General features: G+C 65.1%; 21 protein-coding genes. 19 read left to right on the top strand and 2 right to left on the bottom strand.

Annotated features, from left to right (window positions below):
* The first annotated feature begins 50 nt into the window (after nucleotides 1-50).
* The 9 genes from ACQY5K_RS02085 (at nucleotide 51) to ACQY5K_RS02045 (ending at nucleotide 6,426) form a co-directional block, all read left to right on the top strand.
* Nucleotides 51-533 (top strand): peroxiredoxin, encoded by a 483-nt coding sequence (locus ACQY5K_RS02085; RefSeq protein WP_428119621.1) that lies wholly within the window; start codon nucleotides 51-53, stop codon nucleotides 531-533.
* Nucleotides 534-591: 58 nt separating this feature from the next.
* Nucleotides 592-1,581: an ROK family protein gene (locus tag ACQY5K_RS02080; RefSeq protein ID WP_428119619.1), complete on the top strand. Its 990-nt coding sequence runs from the start codon at nucleotides 592-594 to the stop codon at nucleotides 1,579-1,581.
* 1 nt (nucleotide 1,582) lies between these two features.
* Entirely contained in the window at nucleotides 1,583-3,058 is a 1,476-nt protein-coding gene (dacB, locus tag ACQY5K_RS02075; RefSeq protein WP_428119617.1) for a D-alanyl-D-alanine carboxypeptidase/D-alanyl-D-alanine endopeptidase, read from the top strand.
* Nucleotides 3,045-3,719 (top strand): LON peptidase substrate-binding domain-containing protein, encoded by a 675-nt coding sequence (locus ACQY5K_RS02070; RefSeq protein WP_419923257.1) that lies wholly within the window; start codon nucleotides 3,045-3,047, stop codon nucleotides 3,717-3,719. Before dacB ends, ACQY5K_RS02070 begins: the two co-directional genes overlap by 14 nt.
* A 49-nt stretch (nucleotides 3,720-3,768) precedes the next feature.
* Entirely contained in the window at nucleotides 3,769-4,155 is a 387-nt protein-coding gene (locus tag ACQY5K_RS02065; RefSeq protein ID WP_419923256.1) for a hypothetical protein, read from the top strand.
* Nucleotides 4,148-4,393 carry a hypothetical protein gene (locus tag ACQY5K_RS02060; protein ID WP_419923255.1) on the top strand — a complete coding sequence of 82 codons (246 nt, stop codon included), beginning with the start codon at nucleotides 4,148-4,150 and terminating at the stop codon, nucleotides 4,391-4,393. Before ACQY5K_RS02065 ends, ACQY5K_RS02060 begins: the two co-directional genes overlap by 8 nt.
* Before the next feature lie 83 nt (nucleotides 4,394-4,476).
* Complete coding sequence (locus tag ACQY5K_RS02055) at nucleotides 4,477-4,677, top strand: hypothetical protein (RefSeq protein ID WP_428119615.1); 201 nt, start codon at nucleotides 4,477-4,479, stop codon at nucleotides 4,675-4,677.
* On the top strand, nucleotides 4,674-5,519 hold the full coding sequence (locus ACQY5K_RS02050; protein ID WP_428119613.1) for a tRNA (adenine-N1)-methyltransferase: 846 nt from the start codon (nucleotides 4,674-4,676) through the stop codon (nucleotides 5,517-5,519). The genes ACQY5K_RS02055 and ACQY5K_RS02050 overlap by 4 nt, the downstream gene beginning before the upstream one ends.
* Before the next feature lie 52 nt (nucleotides 5,520-5,571).
* Nucleotides 5,572-6,426, top strand: coding sequence for a S1 family peptidase (locus ACQY5K_RS02045; protein WP_428119611.1), 855 nt, complete (start codon nucleotides 5,572-5,574; stop codon nucleotides 6,424-6,426).
* An 82-nt stretch (nucleotides 6,427-6,508) separates the two neighbouring features.
* Here ACQY5K_RS02045 and ACQY5K_RS02040 read toward each other — a convergent pair whose 3' ends face one another.
* A complete protein-coding gene (locus ACQY5K_RS02040; RefSeq protein WP_419553265.1) occupies nucleotides 6,509-6,742 on the bottom strand; it encodes a ferredoxin in 234 nt (77 codons plus the stop codon).
* 163 nt (nucleotides 6,743-6,905) lie between these two features.
* On the opposite strand from ACQY5K_RS02040, the gene arc reads away from it, so the two are divergent.
* From arc to lepB (ACQY5K_RS01990), 10 genes are all read left to right on the top strand, one after another.
* Nucleotides 6,906-8,669 (top strand): proteasome ATPase, encoded by a 1,764-nt coding sequence (gene arc / locus ACQY5K_RS02035; protein WP_428119608.1) that lies wholly within the window; start codon nucleotides 6,906-6,908, stop codon nucleotides 8,667-8,669.
* Between the two features lie 83 nt (nucleotides 8,670-8,752).
* Nucleotides 8,753-10,261, top strand: coding sequence for a depupylase/deamidase Dop (gene dop / locus ACQY5K_RS02030; protein ID WP_428119606.1), 1,509 nt, complete (start codon nucleotides 8,753-8,755; stop codon nucleotides 10,259-10,261).
* A 118-nt stretch (nucleotides 10,262-10,379) separates the two neighbouring features.
* The gene (locus tag ACQY5K_RS02025; RefSeq protein ID WP_419923249.1) at nucleotides 10,380-10,571 is read left to right on the top strand and encodes a ubiquitin-like protein Pup; all 192 of its coding nucleotides are present in this window, start codon (nucleotides 10,380-10,382) and stop codon (nucleotides 10,569-10,571) included.
* Nucleotides 10,568-11,422, top strand: coding sequence for a proteasome subunit beta (gene prcB / locus ACQY5K_RS02020; protein ID WP_428119603.1), 855 nt, complete (start codon nucleotides 10,568-10,570; stop codon nucleotides 11,420-11,422). The genes ACQY5K_RS02025 and prcB overlap by 4 nt, the downstream gene beginning before the upstream one ends.
* Entirely contained in the window at nucleotides 11,419-12,129 is a 711-nt protein-coding gene (gene prcA, locus ACQY5K_RS02015; protein ID WP_428119601.1) for a proteasome subunit alpha, read from the top strand. The genes prcB and prcA overlap by 4 nt, the downstream gene beginning before the upstream one ends.
* A gap of 128 nt (nucleotides 12,130-12,257) precedes the next feature.
* Nucleotides 12,258-13,616: a Pup--protein ligase gene (gene pafA / locus ACQY5K_RS02010; RefSeq protein ID WP_428119599.1), complete on the top strand. Its 1,359-nt coding sequence runs from the start codon at nucleotides 12,258-12,260 to the stop codon at nucleotides 13,614-13,616.
* Between the two features lie 133 nt (nucleotides 13,617-13,749).
* Nucleotides 13,750-14,754, top strand: a complete 1,005-nt coding sequence (locus ACQY5K_RS02005) for a DUF3866 family protein (RefSeq protein ID WP_428119597.1) — start codon at nucleotides 13,750-13,752, stop codon at nucleotides 14,752-14,754.
* The gene (lepB, locus tag ACQY5K_RS02000; protein ID WP_428119595.1) at nucleotides 14,754-15,422 is read left to right on the top strand and encodes a signal peptidase I; all 669 of its coding nucleotides are present in this window, start codon (nucleotides 14,754-14,756) and stop codon (nucleotides 15,420-15,422) included. The genes ACQY5K_RS02005 and lepB (ACQY5K_RS02000) overlap by 1 nt, the downstream gene beginning before the upstream one ends.
* A gap of 203 nt (nucleotides 15,423-15,625) precedes the next feature.
* A complete protein-coding gene (locus ACQY5K_RS01995; RefSeq protein ID WP_428119593.1) occupies nucleotides 15,626-15,817 on the top strand; it encodes a hypothetical protein in 192 nt (63 codons plus the stop codon).
* On the top strand, nucleotides 15,817-16,503 hold the full coding sequence (gene lepB, locus ACQY5K_RS01990) for a signal peptidase I (protein ID WP_428119591.1): 687 nt from the start codon (nucleotides 15,817-15,819) through the stop codon (nucleotides 16,501-16,503). The genes ACQY5K_RS01995 and lepB (ACQY5K_RS01990) overlap by 1 nt, the downstream gene beginning before the upstream one ends.
* Nucleotides 16,504-16,538: 35 nt before the next feature.
* On the opposite strand, the gene ACQY5K_RS01985 is transcribed toward lepB (ACQY5K_RS01990), so the two are convergent.
* Nucleotides 16,539-17,312: a glycerophosphodiester phosphodiesterase gene (locus ACQY5K_RS01985; protein WP_428119589.1), complete on the bottom strand. Its 774-nt coding sequence runs from the start codon at nucleotides 17,310-17,312 to the stop codon at nucleotides 16,539-16,541.
* Nucleotides 17,313-17,343: the final 31 nt, after the last annotated feature.

Genomic DNA, 17,343 nt, shown 5'->3' with positions numbered 1-17,343 from the left:
CTGAGAAGGCAGACACGGCCTGAGAAGGCAGAAGGGGACGGAGCAGAGATATGGCGATTGAGGTCGGCGAACAGATTCCGGACGTAGTGCTGCGAGTGCTCGATGAAAGCGGCATGCCCGCGCCCGTGCAGTCCAGCGAGATGCTGGGCAGCGGCAAAGTGGTGCTGTTCGCAGTGCCTGGCGCATTCACCCCGGGATGCACCAACGTGCACCTGCCTGGTTACGTCGAAGGCGCCGACGAGCTCGCCGGCAAGGGCGTCGACAAGATCGTTTGCGTTTCGGTGAACGACGCCTGGACCATGCACGCTTGGGCGCAAGCCAATGGTGCGCAGGGCATCCAGATGGCCGCTGACGGCAACGGCGAGTTCGCCGAGGCGATGGGCCTGGTCATGGACGGCTCCGGATCCGGTCTGGGCACTCGCTCGCGTCGCTATGCAGCGGTCATCGAGGACGGCACGGTGACGGCGCTCGAGCTAGAGCCGGGCGGTGGGATCGAAGTGTCGAGTTGCTCCGCGGTTCTGGGCAAGCTCTAGTTCTTCGCAGACGCATGCACGGCTGCGACGTCACCGTCTGACGAGCGTCGCAGCAAACATGTCAACGAGCGAACTGGCACCGGTCGGGGCATCGAGCGCTGCGACACCGGAGTTGCATCTCGGCTTCGACGTTGGCGGGACCAAGATCTTCGGTGTCACAACCGATGGTGACGGGGCACTGCTGACATCGATACGCGAGAGCACGCCCGAAGGCGCCCGCGCACTCGTCGAGACTCTGGCGGAGATGGTGAGCCGCCTGGCGGCTGGTTGCGATGTCGCATCTGTCGGAGTGGGCATGGCGGGCTTGATCGGCAACGACGGGTGCGTGACAATCTCGCCCAACGTCACCGGTGTCGAAGGTGCTGACATCGGCGAACAGCTCGCGCAACGCCTCGGCATGCCGGTCATCCTCGACAACGAGGTCAACTGCGCTGCCCGATGGGAGCTGGCCTTCGGAGCCGCTCGCGGCATCCTGCACGGGCTCATGGTGGCGGTAGGTACCGGCATCGGCGGCGCACTCATACTCGACGGAGAAGTGCTCCGTGGCGCTGCCGGGCTCGCTGGCGAGCCAGGCCATATGGTCGTCGAGGCCAACGGGCGCGTGTGCAACTGCGGACGCCGCGGCTGCTGGGAAATGTATGCCTCGGGTTCGGCGCTGGACCGGCTCGCCCAGGAACGGCTCGGAGCCGCCGAGCGGGGGCCCTCGGCGACCGCTGCGGCCCGACAGGGTAATGCTGCTGCGAGCGACGTCTTGGTTGAGTTCGCTTGGTGGCTCGCGCTGGGCATCTCGAACCTGTGCATGCTCACCGATCCTGAATTGGTGGTGATCGGAGGCGGGCTCAGCACAGACTGGGACCTGCTGGCAGATCCCGTGGGTGACGCACTGGCCCAGATGCTGATCGGTCGCTCGACGGCCACACGACCCCGAGTGCTGGCCTCAGAGGCTGGTGAGCTCTCTGCGGCATTGGGTGCAGCGCTCGGAGGCGCCCTGAGTGCTCGCGAAACACAGAGTGTCAGCGAAACGCAGACACCAAGGGTCAGCCAGTGACGTGAGGCCCTTACGCGTCGCCGTGCTGGTATTGCTGATGGCGGCAGCCGGAGCGCTGCCGACGCTGGCTGCGGTGCGGATGGACGCCACTGCCGCAGATGCCGCTGCGTACGCCGTAGCACTGCGCACGCCGATATTCGGTACGGAGGCGACGCTCGCCGACGATGCGCCAACGAGAGCCGACCTCGGTGATTCGGCGTCGGCGACGCCCCTGCTGCGAGCTGAGCGTGCGCCCGCGGCACTGTGGCGCGCAGCACAGCACTACCGCATCAGCTCCGAGATGACGGCATTCAGCAGGGACTGGCCTCAGCCTCACTGCCTCGCCATCCGCGTCGACGGGGTGGAGGTGTTCTCCAGCAGCCAGCAGCCTCTGATTCCTGCGTCGGTGCAGAAGCTCATCACCGCAGCTGCCTTGCTGGCTGTGGTTGATCCAGATGAGCGCTTCGCCACGCGGGTTCTGACTGACAGCTCCATCTCTGAGGGGGTTCTCGACGGCACCGTGTGGGTCGTCGGGGGCGGCGACCCGCTCATCATGACCCAGTCCTACTCCGGCTCCCACAGTCGTCAGCCCCAGTTGCGAACGCCCATCGAAGACCTCGCCGACGACCTGGTCGCGCTGGGCATCACCACTCTGGCCGGCAAGCTCATCGCCGACGAGTCGCGCTACGACAACACGCGTTTCCCCGAGACCTGGCCTCAGCGCTACGTCACCCAACTCCACAGCGGACCCCTGTCGGCGCTGAGCCTGAACGATGGCATCACCGGCTTCACGACAGCCCTCACAGCTTCGGAACATCCGGCGCGCTCGTTCGTATCGACACTCGGGGACCTGCTCGCCGTACGGGGCGTGTCGGTCGACGTCGAGATCGATGCGGCACCGGCTCCTGGCGGCATGACCGAGATCGCCCGCCTGGAATCGCCGTTGCTCATCGAGATCATCCAGCAGATGCTTCGCGAGAGCGACAACACGACTGCGGAATTGATGCTGCGGGAGATCGGACTGCGCAGCGCAGGGGAAGGATCCACCGCGACAGGCGCAGCGGCGGCGGCGCGGATCGCTTCGGAAATGCTGTCGGACCAGTCCCCGCCCACAGTGTTCGACGGCTCTGGCCTCGACCGTCAGAATCGAGTGACCTGCAGCTTCCTTGCAGCATTGCTGGATGAACTCGGGACTGATTCGGCGGTCGCGGCTGGACTGCCGGTTGCCTCTCGAACGGGCACGCTGTCGCACCGGTTCGCCCAGCACCCCGCAGCGGGTCGCCTACGGGCCAAGACCGGACTCCTCACCGGGGTCAACGCGCTCGCCGGATTCGTCGAGACTGACACCGGAATGGTCACGTTCGCCCAGATCCTCAATGGCGTTCCGGAGGGGTCGAGGATCGGCCTCGAAATGCAGGAAGCCCTGGCCGGCCAGCTGCTGCGCTATCCGGTCGGCGATGCGGCGGCACTGCGAGGATTGACGAGTGCAGGACTCTGACGCGGAACCGGGATCTGGCGGCTCGCGAGAACGAGCGATGTTCCCGCTCGGCTCGCCGCTGCTGCCGGGCGCGATCTTGCCGCTGCACGTGTTCGAGCCTCGTTACCGGGCATTGGCGCGTCGCTGCACCGACAATGACGAGAAGTTCGGCGTCGTCATGATCGAGCGGGGGAGCGAGGTCGGCGGGGGCGACACGAGATCCGACGTGGGTTGCATGGCCGCGATCGTCCAGCATTCCGAGCTCGCAGACGGGCGATGGGTGCTCCTTGCCCAAGGGCGCGAGCGAGTCCGAGTGATGGAATGGCTCCAAGACGATCCCTACCCGCGAGCTTTGGTGCTCGAATGGCCCGATGACACTGGCGCGTTGAGCACCGACGAGCGGCGAGCCGTGGTCGCCCGCCTGCGTCGTGTTCGGGCCCAGGCATCCGAACTCGGCGCGTTGGGAGCCAGCGCTGCGGAGTCGGCGGCGATCGATGATCACCTGGCGGAACTCGGCGACGTGACCACAGATGCAACGCCGTGGTCCTTTCAGCTCTCGGCGCTCGTGCCCGCTGGCCCATTCGACCGTCATGCGATGCTCACCGCCCCCGGCCCGACGCAGCGACTGGCCGTGATTTCGGAGATTCTCGACGGCGTGGAAGAACTGTTGGCAGGGCGGTAGCGTCGCCGCACGGGCCGACCGACGGCCCGGCTGAACCCATCGGCGGACTGTGCCTCGACGAACTGAGTCTCGACGCAAGAGGTCGCGACGAGACGCCGGCCTGCGCGCCGAGGTCTCCGAACTGGTAGCGACGCTGCGCGCCTACGCCGTGCAAGAAACGGTCGGACCGCTGCGCGGACTGGGCCGGTATCTGGCCTTCGGCCTGATCGGCGCCGTGCTGGTGAGTTCGGCAATCATCCTCGCGACACTCGCCGCCGTACGGGCGTTGCAGACCACCACCAGCGTGTTCGGGGCGAATTGGTCGTTCGTGCCACATCTCGTCGGCGCGGCCGTGCTCGTGGTTGCGATCGCTACCTTGATGCGCGCGATCCGGCCATCTCGGAGTGCTGTGCGCAATTCCGGGGTTGATCTCGAACCGGAGCCCCACGATGTCTGAGCGCAACTCGACGCACCACCATGCAACCGCAGCGAGCGGTGAGCGCATCACGCCAGCGGACATTGCTGAACGTGTGCGAGGTCTCCTGGGAGGTGCGGGCGACGCAGCAGAAGAGATGTCCAGCGCCGCGGTCGCTGCAGCGGCTGTGGTCGGGACCGGTCTGGTGCTCGCGGCGTTCCTCTTCGGCCGCCGTCGCGGGCGGCGTCGGAGCACCGTGGTCGAAGTCGTCCGGATGTGACGGTGGTTGTACGAGCCAAGCCGACACCCCGCAGTAGCCGGAAGTTCACGAAGGTCGGCATTCGAGCCCGCGCATGGAACGCAATGTGGGCACGGGCACGCACAGGCAACGGCATCTGGCTGGCTGCGGCGATCGTTGCGAGTGGCCTTCGTGTCATCGTTCGGCTGTCCCGCCGCCAGCGTGAGGTCGTGTACCGCAGCGAGCTTGCGCCCGGAGAGCAACTGACGATCAAACACACGGAACAAAGCGTCCGCACGGCTGAACGAGCAGCGGACCAGTTGTGAACGACGACGCCGCCGCCGCAGCATCCGCCGGAACCGGCGAGCCCATCGAGCTGCGCGCGGGCGAATCCATCGTCATGATCGACAGCCGGCGACGTCGCTATTTGGTGACGCTTCAGGACGGTGGAGAGTTCCACACCCACGCGGGCGTTGTCGCGCACGACGAAATCATCGGTGCGTCAGAGGGCACGCAATTCCGCAGCGGCTCCGGTGCTCGCTTCATCGCCTTGCGCCCCACGCTGGCCGATCACATCCTCAAGATGCCGCGCGGTGCGCAGGTGATCTATCCCAAAGATCTCGGCGCAATCTTGATGCTTGCTGATGTGCGGCCCGACATGCATGTCTTCGAGACCGGCGTCGGCTCTGGGGCGCTGTCATCGACGCTGCTACGCGCCGGTGCCCTCGTGACTGGTTACGAGCTCCGAGCCGACTTTGCCGAACGTGCAGAGGCGAATGTCGCCGCGCTCGGCGGACCCACCGCACTCGAGCGCTACGACGTCGAGCTGCGCGATGCATACGAGGCCGTGGATGTTCCGCGCATGTGCCGCACTGGGGCAGCTTCTGGGGCGTACGACCGGGCGGTCCTGGACATTCCCGAGCCCTGGAGAGTGGCAGTGCACTTGCCTGGGCGCCTCCGGCTCGGCGGGATCCTCGTGGCGTACAACCCGTCGGTCACCCAGGTCCAGCAACTCCGCCGAACACTCGATGACGGACCGTGGGGTCTCATCGAGACCATCGAGGTGCTTCACCGCAGCTGGCACGTCGAGGGAGCCTCAGTGCGACCCGACCACCGCATGGTTGCGCACACGGGCTTCTTGACTCATGCCCGCCTTATCGAGGCGTGAGGAGCAATCGAGCGGCGATCTCATACGGCACTGACCCGACGACGATGCGACAATGAGGCAACAGCAGCGAAGGCCGTGGGTGGCTGGTGCAGCCCTGTTTGTGGCCACGTCGCTGACTGGCTGCGGAGCCGACTTCGACGATTCGGGCAGTGGCGGTGAGCCAGTCGAGCGTGTCGTATCGATCCGAAGCAGCGCAGGGCCGCTGTGGCTCGGGGCTCCGCCCGTAATTTCTCCGATCGGCGATGACGTGCTGGCTGGAGTTTCCGATGGTGTGGTCGCTGTCCGCGCGCTTGGGTGCGGTCCGACTTCGAATGGCACGGCGTTCGCAGTCGCACCAGGGCTGCTCGTCGGTGCGGCCCATGTCGTGACTGGTGCTTCCTCAGTTGAAGTTGGGAGCCTCGGCGATGATGTGAACAATCCCTCACCGGACCATGCGGCGACGGTTGTGGGCTTCGATCCAGATCGCGACTTGGCTCTGTTGCGCAGTGACATGAGGGTGACGGCGCTTCCGATGAGTCGTGCCCGAATCGGTGCGGAAGGCGTCGTGCTGGGCTACCCGGCGGGCAAGGAACTCACGGCCTCGCCGGCCCGCGTTGAGCACTTCGTGCGTGCGACCGGCTTGTGGGGCACTGACAACGTTCGCAATGTCTACGTCCTTGCAGCCGACGTTCGCACTGGACAGTCAGGAGCACCACTGCTCGACTCCGATGGCAACGTCATCGGCATCGCATTCGCGCAATTGCGAGGCTCAGCCGAGGTCGCGTTCGCGCTCAGCCGTGGCGAACTCTTGAACTTCCTTGTCGAATCTGGCGTCGATGCACGGATTGACTACCTTGGCCGCACGGTGATCAACGCACGACGAGATGATCTCAGCGCGACCCCCAACGGTGAGTGCGGGGGCGGGTAGCGATGGTCACGCTCCGAGGCGCTCGCTTCGATTCGGGTTCGCAGGCCTGCGCCTCGATCCGTGCTTGTCGCTTTATTGACGCTTACGCCTCGATGAAGATGCACTCCCCGGGGCACTCTTCGGCGGATTCGATGACGGCGTCGAGCTGTGAGTCTGAGAACTCGGCGAGGCCTTCCACACCGCCGGGCTCGGCAAAAACCTTGTCGCCTTCCTTCACGTAGGCAAGCCCGTCGTCGAGCAGCGTGAAGACGTCGGGTGCGATCTCCTCGCATAGCCCATCACCGGTGCACAGATCTTGATCGATCCAGACTTTCATCGTGTTGCGACCCTTCCTGTGAGGCTGCCCGATTCGCGGACACGCGCCACCCATGAAATCTACCGAGTCCTGGGGTGCACCGCACGGCAGCCGAGCGCCGACGACCCCCATGCAGGCGCAGCGTCGCGACATCGCTGCACCGTGCGGGTAGTGTCACGCGCGGATGGACTCAAGCGACGCGGACGCCACTCGCGAGAGCGCGGCCGACACCGGCGTGCTCCGGAGTCGCCTCCGCGCGCTCGAGGAAGAAGTCGCCCTGCTGCGCCGCAAACTGGCTGATACTCCTGCGCGCGTCAGCACACTTGAAGAGCGCTTGCTCGAGGCGAAAGGGCAATTGTCGGCGGCGGTTTCGCAGAACGAGAAGCTGACCTACACCCTGCGAGAAGCGCGCGAACACATAGCGACACTGCGCGAAGAAGTCGACAAGCTGACGCAACCGCCATCGGCCTACGGCACCTTCCTCGCGCGCAATGACGACGGCACCGCTGACGTCCATGCGAGCGGCCGCAAGATGCGTGTCGCGCTGCACCCCGACCTCGCCGAGACCGAGCTCGCCGAGGGCAACGAGGTGGTGCTGAACGAGTCCTACAACGTGGTGCTGGCCCGCGGCCCTGAGAGCTCCGGCGAAGTCGTGACGTTGAACGAGGTCATGGAGGACGGGTTTCGGGCGGTGGTCACCGGGCGCGCCGACGAGGAAAGAGTCGTCGAGCTGGCTGGGCACCTGCGGGGCCAGCCATTGCGCTGCGGCGACAATCTGTTGCTGGACGTGCGCGCCAACCTCGTGCTCGAGCGACTCCCGCGACCCGAGGTCGACGATCTCCTGCTCGAAGAGGTGCCCGATGTCACCTACGAGGACATCGGCGGCCTCGACACCCAGATCGAACTGATCACTGATGCAGTCGAACTGCCGTACCTGCATCAGGATCTGTTCCGCACATACGACTTGCCTGCCCCCAAGGGGATCCTGCTGTACGGCCCTCCCGGCTGCGGGAAGACGCTCATCGCCAAGGCGGTTGCGAACTCCCTCGCATCCAAGGTCGGCGAGGTTTCTGGTCAGCAGGGCGCGCGCAGCTTTTTCATCAATATCAAGGGCCCTGAGCTGCTCAACAAGTACGTCGGCGAGACAGAGCGACAGATCCGCCGCATCTTCGAACGCGCGCGGGAAAAGGCCTCCGAAGGCTGGCCGGTCATCGTGTTCTTCGACGAGATGGAGTCGCTGTTCCGCACCCGTGGCAGCGGGATCAGCTCGGACATGGAATCCACCGTGGTGCCACAGCTCCTCGCCGAGATCGACGGTGTCGAGGGCCTGCGCAACGTCATCGTGATCGGGGCGTCGAACCGGGAGGATCTCATCGACCCGGCCATCCTGCGGCCCGGACGCCTCGACGTGAAGATCAAGATCCATCGCCCCGATGAACAGGCGGCGCTCTCAATCTTCAACACCTACCTGACGCCAGCGCTGCCGATCGACCCGATGGAAGTGGCCGACCTCGGCGGGGGCGATCCGCACAAGGCCGTCCGGGTCATGATCGAGCGCACGGTCGACGAGATGTACCGCCCCGATGATCTCAATCGCTTCCTGGAAGTCACGTATCAGAACGGCGACAAAGAGGTGATGTACTTCAAGGACTTCGCGTCGGGCGCGATGATCGAGAACATCGTTCGTCGGGCCAAGAAGAATGCGATCAAGCGCTCACTCGCGACCGACAGCACCGGGATCCGGCTTGCCGATCTCACGAGCTCGATCCGCCAGGAGTTCCGCGAGCACGAAGATCTGCCCAACACGACCAATCCCGATGACTGGGCAAAGATCTCGGGCAAGAAGGGCGAGCGGATCGTGTTCATTCGGACGCTCGTCGACCCCGATGACAGCGAGGTCCTTGGTGGCCGAGCCATCGAACGAGTCCAAACGAGCCAGTACCTCTAAGTCGGCGAGCCTGCCGTGATCCGGCTCGCGAACCCGAGGCGAGGACGTGGCCGTCGCGGACCTGAGGGCTAGTGTCTCGCGCGGTGGCGGTTCACAAGGTCGTAGGCATCGAGACCGAATTCGGCATCCTCCATCGCTGCGACGGTGACTCGAATCCGGTCGCAGCGTCGTCGATGATCATCAACGCGTACGTCAACGGCTATCTGTGCCAGCGCGTCAGCTGGGACTTCGAAGACGAGCATCCGAGCACTGACGCACGGGGCTTCAACGAGTTCGACGCCCTCGCCCCGGAGATCGAGACACACCTTGTCAATGCGGTGCTCACCAACGGGGCGCGCTACTACGTCGACCACGCTCATCCCGAGCTGTCGACTCCGGAGTGCTCCGATGCCCGCCAGTGCGTGGTCTACGACCGCGCTGCCGAGGAGATCCTGATTCGCTCGATGGAAGCTGCCAACAACTTGCTTCCTGACGGCGAGGAGCTGGTGATCCACAAGAACAACAGCGACGGCAAGGGCAACAGCTACGGCTGTCACGAGAACTATCTGCTGGATCGGGATGTGCCGTTCGGCCGTGTGGTGACCCACATCATGCCGTTCTTCATCACGCGGCAGGTGTTCTGCGGAGCAGGCAAGATCGGCATGGAAGTGCCGATGCCCGATCGGTCCGGGGCGTCATTCGCCGAGCGGCCCTTCCAGATCACTCAGCGAGCGGATTTCTTCGAGGAGGAAGTAGGGCTCGAAACGACGCTGAAGCGACCGATCGTCAACACCCGCGACGAGCCCCACGCAGACACCCGAAAGTACCGGCGGCTGCACGTCATCGTCGGTGACGCCAACATGAGCGAAGTCCAGACGTATCTCAAGCTCGGAACGACGTCGCTTGTGCTCGCGATGATCGACGACGACTTCGTGCCGGAGCCGCTGACACCCAAGGTGCCGGTCGCAGCCTTGCGCCAAGTGAGCTGCGACACGAGCCTGACCGGACTCATCGAACTCGTTGACGGGCGCAAGATGCGTGCGACTGAGATCCAGTGGGAGTACCTCGATCTGGCTCGCAAGTATGCACAAAGCCATGGGCTGGAGGCGGTCGGCGGCGATGACGTCGGCAACGACGTTCTGGATCGCTGGGAGGCGATGCTTGCCGCGCTCGAATCCGACCCGATGTGCTTGGCGACACAGCTGGACTGGGTAGCCAAGCTCAGGCTGTACGAAGGGTTTGCCGACCGTCACGGACTTGACTGGGATGATCCGAAACTGGCTGCGCTGGACTTGCAGTACCACGATCTGCGACCCGACAAGTCCCTGGCGCGGCGCATGGGGCTGGAACGCATCACCGATGACACCGAGGTGTATCGGGCGGTCACCGAGCCGCCGCCCACGACACGTGCCTATTTCCGTGGCCGATGCCTCGAGAAGTTTGGAGACGAGATCGTCGCAGCCAACTGGGACTCGATGGTCTTCGACATCGGATCGGATCCCTTGCGGCGGGTCCCGATGCTCGAACCGCTGCGGGGAACGCTCAACCACGTGGGTAACTTGTTGGACGAATGCAGCGACGCAGCCGAATTGCTGCGCCGCTTGGGCAGCTAGTCGGCTTGGTGCCACACGGCACACAGTTGAGGCGCTCGACAAATCGAGACGCGCGAGTACCGGTAGATCGAGACAGAATTCGAGACGCCCCGCACTCGAGGAGCGAGAAAGGTCCGAGATGGCAGAACGCGAACAGAGGCGACGGTCCGCACCTAGGGAGACGGAGAGCCCAGCGCCCGAGGGTGCAGCCGCCGAGTCGGCGACCGAGCTCAAGGCCGAGCTCGACGACTTGCTCGACGAGATCGACGGCGTGCTGGAGACCAACGCAGAGGAGTTCGTGAAGAACTACGTGCAGAAGGGCGGCGAGTGACGGGCATACCGTTCTACGCCGCAGCGGACGACCCGGGAGCAAGTTTCCTCGAGTTGTTGCGCCGTACGGGCAACGAGCCATTCTCGGGATTCGCCCAGATATCGGCCTCCGACGCCAAGCACACCGGATTCGATCCGGGCCACGCCACGACGGTGCTGGCGGTGCGCAGTGCCGAAGGTGTCATCGTAGCGGGCGACCGGCGTGCCACCAGCGGCCACCTGATCAGCCATCGCGACATGCAGAAGGTCTTCGCGGCCGACGCTCACTCTGCGGTTGCCATCGCGGGGGCTGCGGGCCCTGCGGTGCAGATGGTGCGCATCTTTCAGCTGCAGCTCGAGTACTACGAGAAGATCGAGGGCAAACGGCTCAGCCTCGAGGGCAAGGCAAACCAGCTCGCTGAGATGCTGCGCGGCCACCTGCCTCAGGCGATGCTGGGCTTGGCCGTGGTGCCGATCTTCGCTGGCTACGAACCGACAGCCAACCGCGGGCGCCTGTTCCAATACGACGTCACTGGCGGCCGCTATGAGGAGCAGGACTACGCCACGGCGGGCTCTGGCAGCCTCCACGCCGGAACGGTCCTCAAGCTCGGCTTTCGTGAGGATCTGACCGAAGCCGAAGCTCTGGCTCTCAGCGTGCAAGCGTTGTGGCACGCCGCCGATTCCGACAGCGCGACGGGCGGGCCCGATCCCGTCCGGGGTATCTACCCGGTTCTCGCGGTCATCGGACCGGACGGCTTCCGGCAGCTCGCGGACGCTGAGTCGGGCGAAGTGTTCGCTTCGCTCCAAGCAGACCTCACGAACGGGGGCGGATCGGCCGCTCGGGGCTCAGCAAAGCGTGGGGGTTCGCGATGAGCATGCCTGGGCTGTACGTCAGCCCCGAGCAGTTGATGCAGGACCGGGCCGACTACGCGCGCAAAGGGATTGCGCGGGGTCGGTCGCTGGTCACCTTGGAATACGACGGCGGGATCGCGCTCGTGGCAGAGAATGCCAGCGCCACACTTCGCAAAGTCTCAGAGATCTACGACCGCATCGCGTTCGGCGGCGTCGGCCGCTACATCGAGTTTGATCAGTTGCGCGTCGCCGGGGTCCGCCATGCCGAGCTGAAGGGCTACCAGTACTCACGGTTGGACGTGGAGGCTCGCAGCCTCGCGAATCAGTACGCACAGATGCTCGGCCAATTCTTCACCCATGAGCTCAAACCCCTCGAGGTCGAGATTGTCGTTGTCGAGGTCGGCACGGCGGATGGGCCCAACCAGCTCTACCGGATCCAATACGACGGCACTGTCATGGACGAGGACGCGTACTGCTGCATCGGCGGTGACGCCGATGCAGTGCGCGAACGCGTGGCGGAGGGCTACGACCCAGAGCTCGATGCCGCAGCCGCCATCACGCTGGCCCGTGGCGCACTCGCCGGAGAGGACCGCGAGGTCACCGCACCGGACCTCGAGGTGGCGTTGCTGGAGGCGATCGTGCCCGGCGCGACGCATCGCCGACGGTGTTTTCGCCGCCTCGACGATGCCGAGGTAGCCCAAGCCCTCGGCGAGGATTCCGAGCCCTAGCGAGTTATTGGTCGCTCGTCGACCGGGACAGCGCAGCCGGACACTGCACGCACCGTGCTGACTGTGTCTGGATTCGACGCAGTCCACCGGCGCGCCGGGCTGTGCCGGCCAGCAGTACCGTGAGCGCCGTGCAGCGTCGCATCATGGGACTCGAGAACGAATACGGAGTCACCTGCACCCTGCGGGGCCAGCGCCGGCTCAGCCCTGACGAAGTAGCGCGCTACCTGTTCCGTCGCGTCGTCTCCTGGGGGCGCTCGAGCAACGTATTCCTGGCAAATGGTGCGCGGCTGTACCTCGACGTCGGGAGCCATCCTGAGTACGCAACGCCTGAGTGCGACTCCATTTACGACGTGGTCTGCCATGACCGCGCCGGAGAGCGCATTCTTGAACAGCTCGTCTCGAGCGCCACAGAGCGTCTTGCCGAGGAAGCCTTCAACGGCACCATCTACCTGTTCAAGAACAACACCGATTCCGCAGGCAACAGCTACGGCTGTCACGAGAACTATCTCACCAGCCGGGCGGACGACTTCTCGAACTATGCCGAGGTGCTGATCCCGTTCCTGGTCACTCGGCAGATCTACGCAGGTGCGGGCAAGGTGCTGAACACCGCCAAGGGAGCGCGGTATTGCATTACGCAGCGGGCCGAGCACATCTGGGAAAGCATGTCGAGTGCCACCACCCGCAGCCGCCCGATCATCAACACGCGGGACGAACCGCACGCTGACGCAGAGCGTTTCCGGCGCCTGCACGTCATCGTCGGCGATTCCAACATGAGCGAGTACACGTCATTCCTCAAGATCGGCGCTGCTGCGCTGATACTGCGCATGCTCGAAGATCCAGCAGTCGTGCTGCGGGACATGACGCTCGAGAACCCGATCCGGGCCATCCGCGAGATCAGCCACGACACGACATGTCGGCGCCGGGTCCGGCTCGCGAACGGACGCGAAGTCAGTGCGCTCGACGTTCAGTCGGAATATCTCGAACGCGCACTCCGATTTGCGGAGACCAACGAGCTCTCCGACGAGGAATCGCAGGCGTTGCGGATGTGGGAGCACTGCATGACTGCCATTGCGGACGATCCGCTCACGCTCGACCGCGAAATCGACTGGGTTATCAAGCACAAATTGCTGACCGAGTTCGGCGACCGGGCCGGCGTCGGGTTCGACGATCCGCAGATCGCGCTGCTGGACCTGCAATACCACCATGTCCATTCGACACGTGGCGTCTTCTACCTCATGCAGCGCCGAGGTCTCGTCGAGCGCATCCTCGACCCCGCAGATGTTCACCGCGCCACAGAAGAAGCTCCGCAGACGACGCGTGCACGACTGAGGGGTGCCTTTGTGCGCGAGGCAAAAGCCCGTCGGCGTGACTACACCGTCGACTGGGTGCATCTGAAGCTCAACGACCAGGCGCAGCGGACGGTGCTGTGCAAGGACCCGTTCCGATCCCATGACGAGCGTGTCGACAAACTCATCGAATCGCTGTGAGTCAGGCCGAGTGAATCCACCGCAGTTGGCCATGGGTCGGCGCAACGATCCAGCAGGCTGAGAGCACCAGATGCCGCGCTTCGCGCGCCTGCGGGCGATGTCCGTTCGTGATGTCCGGCCCGGGTTGCAGAGGATGACTCTGGCTGACAACAGCGAGGCCTATGCGCTGACCGACCTGTGCGGAATCGTCTCAGCCGGTGATGAGCTGCTGGTGAACACGACAGCTGTGGACTTGGGGCTCGGAACTGGCGGGGCCCATGTCGTACACGCCAACCTGACCTCGCCTTGGCTGGGGGCTGCGGGCCCGGGACGAATCATGAAGGCCCGGTACCTATCCGAGCAGCTGGGGGTCGAGACAATCGAAGAATCTGGCTCGGCTTGCACCGTTGGCCAACTGCCGTCGCTCGGATCGGTCCGGGTTGTCTTGTGTGTCTTACACAGCCATGCAGTGGCGCTCGCTGCCGCGGTTGCCGATGCTTTGGGGACGGGCCCCGGCTACGTCATGACCGACGGCGGCGCGCTGCCGTTCGTGCTCAGCGATCTCGCAGCGGCGGCGCTTGAGGGCGGTGTCTTCGCGACTGCGGTCAGCGCTGGTCATGCGTTCGGCGCACCGATCGAGTCGGTCACGGTGGCTTCGGGTGTGGCGGCACTTGCACAGCGCGGCATCGATCGAATCGTCGTCGCGCCAGGGCCCGGGCACCTCGGCAGTGACAGCCCCCTCGGTTTCGCGGGACTGGATCTGGCGGGCCATGCCGCGGTGCTGGATCGCCTCGGAGCAGCTACCGCGGTCGCCGTGCGCGCGTCGTCGGCGGACCGACGCCCTCGACATCACGGCGTCAGCCATCATGCAGTCACACTGGCTGAGCTCTGCCCGTCGGGGACTGCGGTGCCGATGCCGGCACAGGCTCGAAATTCCTTGCCGGACGGGATCGATACCGATGATCTGATGCCGGAGACCGATGTTGCCTGGGCCCGCTCGCTCGGCAGCCGCGCGGTTGTCGTTCCGCCATTGAGCATCCCGGAGGCGATCCGGCGCAATGGCCTGACGATCACGACGATGGGGCAGCCGCTGGATATGGACGCGGATGCATGCGCGTGGCTTGGTGCGGCGGCGAACTGGCTTGTGGGAAGAGCGTGATGCCCCCAAGCGATCCCGGTCACGGTGATGATGAGCGTGAGCGCGATGCCGTATATCCGGACGACTCCGACCAGTTGAGCGCCGGCAGCACACAAATCTGTGAGCGGCCGAGCGGCCGGCAGCCGCGGATCCGACGAGTCATGCATCCCCGGACGCGCGATGCGCTGGCATGGACGTGGGTGCTGCTGGCTTCGCTGACGTTGGCGCTGCTGATGCGAACGTTCCTCGTCGGAGCGTTCTATATCCCGTCGGAGTCGATGGAATCAGTGCTCAAAGAGGGGGACCATTTGCTCGTCTCCAAGCTCAGCTACCGGATTGGCGACCTCAGCCCCGGTGACATCGTGGTCTTTCACACGCCTCCGAACATGCAGCCGTCACAAACCGCCGAGCTCATTAAGCGCGTGGTGGCCATCGAGGGGCAGATGGTGCAATTCATCGACTCGCAGCTCTACATTGACGGCCGGCGCGTCGCGGAGCCGTACCTCGATCCGAACACCTATACGCGAGACTTCGGCCCCAACTTGGTGCCCTCGGACCACGTCTTCATGATGGGGGACAACCGGACAGCGAGCCAGGACAGTCGCTATTTCGGAACCGTGCCGGAGAGCGAGATCGTGGGGCGAGCGTTTACCCGGTTCTGGCCACTGAGCCGCCTCGGCGGATTGTGACCAAAGCTCCGATCAGGCATCGCAGCGCGGCGCGGTCACGTGCACTGCGTGTCGTCCGGTTGGATGGCGTCTGCACCGCTCGCACCTGGTTCCGTACGTCCGACTTCTGGTCCGAACTCTGCCCGTCCCGGACTGCGGTGCCGACGCCGGCGCCGGCGCAAGATCGCCCCATCTTGCCGGACTGTGTCGATAGCGACGAACTGATGTCCGGGACCGACGCCGCCTGGGCCCGCTCGCTTGGCAGCCGTGCCGTCGCCGTTGAGCCGTTGAGCGTCCCGGACGCGATCCGACGTACCGGCCTGACGATCACGACGATGGGACAGCCGTTGGCTGCCGATGCGCATGCGTGCGCGTGGCTCGGTGCGGCGGCGAGCTGGCTCGCGGATGGTGCGTGATGCTCCCAAGCGTCCCGGATCACGGCGATGGTGAGCCAGACCCCCACGACGGTAGTCCCGACGATCCCGGAACTCCCGACGGCCCCGACGAGATGAGCACCGGGAGCGCCGAGAGCCACGAGAGACCGACGGTCCGGCAGCCGCGGATCCGACGAGTCATGCATCCGCGGACGCGCGATGCGCTGGCGTGGACGTGGGTGCTGCTGGCTTCGCTGACGCTGGCGTTGCTGATGCGAACGTTTCTCGTGGCAGCGTTCCTTATCCCGTCGGAGTCGATGGAATCAGTGCTCGAAGTGGGGGACCGGTTGCTCGTCTCCAAGCTCAGCTACCGGATTGGCGACCCCAGCCCAGGCGACATCGTGGTCTTTCACACGCCGCCGAACATGCGCCCGTCACAAACCTCCGAACTCGTCAAACGCGTCGTGGCCGTCGAGGGGCAGATGGTGCAAGCCATCGGCTCGCAGCTCTTCATTGATGGCCACCGAGTTGCCGAGCCGTACCTCCCTTCGAGTACCTACACGCGAGATTTCGGCCCGAACTTGGTGCCGACGGATCACGTCTTCGTGATGGGGGACAACCGGACTGCCAGCCAGGACAGCCGCTACTTCGGAACCGTGCCGGAGAGCGAGATTGTGGGGCGAGCGTTTGCCCGATTCTGGCCACTGAGTCGCCTCGGCGGATTGTGACGACGGCTCCGGTCAGGCTTCGTCCCACAACGCGGTCACGCGCACTGCGTCTCGTCCGATCCCATGGTGCGGGCATCGCCCGCACCATGGTCCGCACGTCCGGCTCCTGATCCGAAGCCGGTCAGCAAGCGGTCGACGTGGTCGCCGTATACGCCGTCGAGTCCCATGTCGCGCAGCGTCGCAGCCAGCCGGGAATGCTGGACATCCCAACCGAAGCAGTGGCGCTCGAAGCGGTGAAAGAGCGCAGCGAGTCCACCGGTCCAATCCTTCGCTGGAAGGTTCACCGCGTCGATGCCTGACTCGGCCATGGCGGCGGCGCGGCGCTCGGGGCCTTCCTTGATGCGGCGCATCCGAGTCGAATCGACAATCCGGGCTGCGGTGAGACCTCTCAGCTTGGTGAGCAGGTTCCAGTCGCCGTGACAGAGCCAGAGACGGTCTTCGGCCCCCGCCGCTCGGGCGCCAGCAATGACGGCGCTGGCTGCATCGGGATCCTTGAGGTCGACTGACAGCTCGAAGTCGCTTCCGCAGGCCTCGTACATCTCCGCGAGCGTGGGAATGTCCGAGCCGATCCGCTCACGCGTGACCGAGCTGTACGGACGGCGGACGCCTCGGTGCCAGATCACGCCATCGTGGTCCAGCATCGGCCCTCCGTCACTGCTCAGCCAGACGTCGGTCTCGAGACCGGTTGCCCCCATCGCGAGGGCCGTGCGAAACGTTTCGATCGAATTGTCAGGCCCGTGTGCCCGGCCTCCACGATGCGCGAACGCTATCGGGGGCGTGCGTAATGACGGCAACGGCTGCGGGGGCACGCCCCTATGGTGCCAACCGGAACGCCTAACT

The organism is Candidatus Poriferisodalis sp. (assembly GCF_965262965.1).
In the GTDB taxonomy this organism is placed as follows: Bacteria; Actinomycetota; Acidimicrobiia; order Acidimicrobiales; family Poriferisodalaceae; genus Poriferisodalis.
The sequence above is the reverse complement of the archived record's forward strand: the minus strand, read 5'-3'. Positions and strand labels throughout refer to the sequence as shown.

Excerpts from the sequence above, each read along its gene's own strand:
- ACQY5K_RS02085 (WP_428119621.1), top strand. The coding sequence starts at position 51 with ATGGCGATTGAGGTCGGCGAACAGATTCCGGACGTAGTGCTGCGAGTG.
- ACQY5K_RS02080 (WP_428119619.1), top strand. The coding sequence starts at position 592 with ATGTCAACGAGCGAACTGGCACCGGTCGGGGCATCGAGCGCTGCGACA.
- ACQY5K_RS02060 (WP_419923255.1), top strand. The coding sequence starts at position 4,148 with ATGTCTGAGCGCAACTCGACGCACCACCATGCAACCGCAGCGAGCGGT.
- ACQY5K_RS02055 (WP_428119615.1), top strand. The coding sequence starts at position 4,477 with ATGTGGGCACGGGCACGCACAGGCAACGGCATCTGGCTGGCTGCGGCG.
- ACQY5K_RS02045 (WP_428119611.1), top strand. The coding sequence starts at position 5,572 with ATGAGGCAACAGCAGCGAAGGCCGTGGGTGGCTGGTGCAGCCCTGTTT.
- ACQY5K_RS02040 (WP_419553265.1), bottom strand. The coding sequence starts at position 6,742 with ATGAAAGTCTGGATCGATCAAGATCTGTGCACCGGTGATGGGCTATGC.
- arc (WP_428119608.1), top strand. The coding sequence starts at position 6,906 with ATGGACTCAAGCGACGCGGACGCCACTCGCGAGAGCGCGGCCGACACC.
- ACQY5K_RS02025 (WP_419923249.1), top strand. The coding sequence starts at position 10,380 with ATGGCAGAACGCGAACAGAGGCGACGGTCCGCACCTAGGGAGACGGAG.
- prcA (WP_428119601.1), top strand. The coding sequence starts at position 11,419 with ATGAGCATGCCTGGGCTGTACGTCAGCCCCGAGCAGTTGATGCAGGAC.
- ACQY5K_RS02005 (WP_428119597.1), top strand. The coding sequence starts at position 13,750 with ATGACTCTGGCTGACAACAGCGAGGCCTATGCGCTGACCGACCTGTGC.
- lepB (WP_428119595.1), top strand. The coding sequence starts at position 14,754 with ATGCCCCCAAGCGATCCCGGTCACGGTGATGATGAGCGTGAGCGCGAT.
- ACQY5K_RS01995 (WP_428119593.1), top strand. The coding sequence starts at position 15,626 with ATGTCCGGGACCGACGCCGCCTGGGCCCGCTCGCTTGGCAGCCGTGCC.
- lepB (WP_428119591.1), top strand. The coding sequence starts at position 15,817 with ATGCTCCCAAGCGTCCCGGATCACGGCGATGGTGAGCCAGACCCCCAC.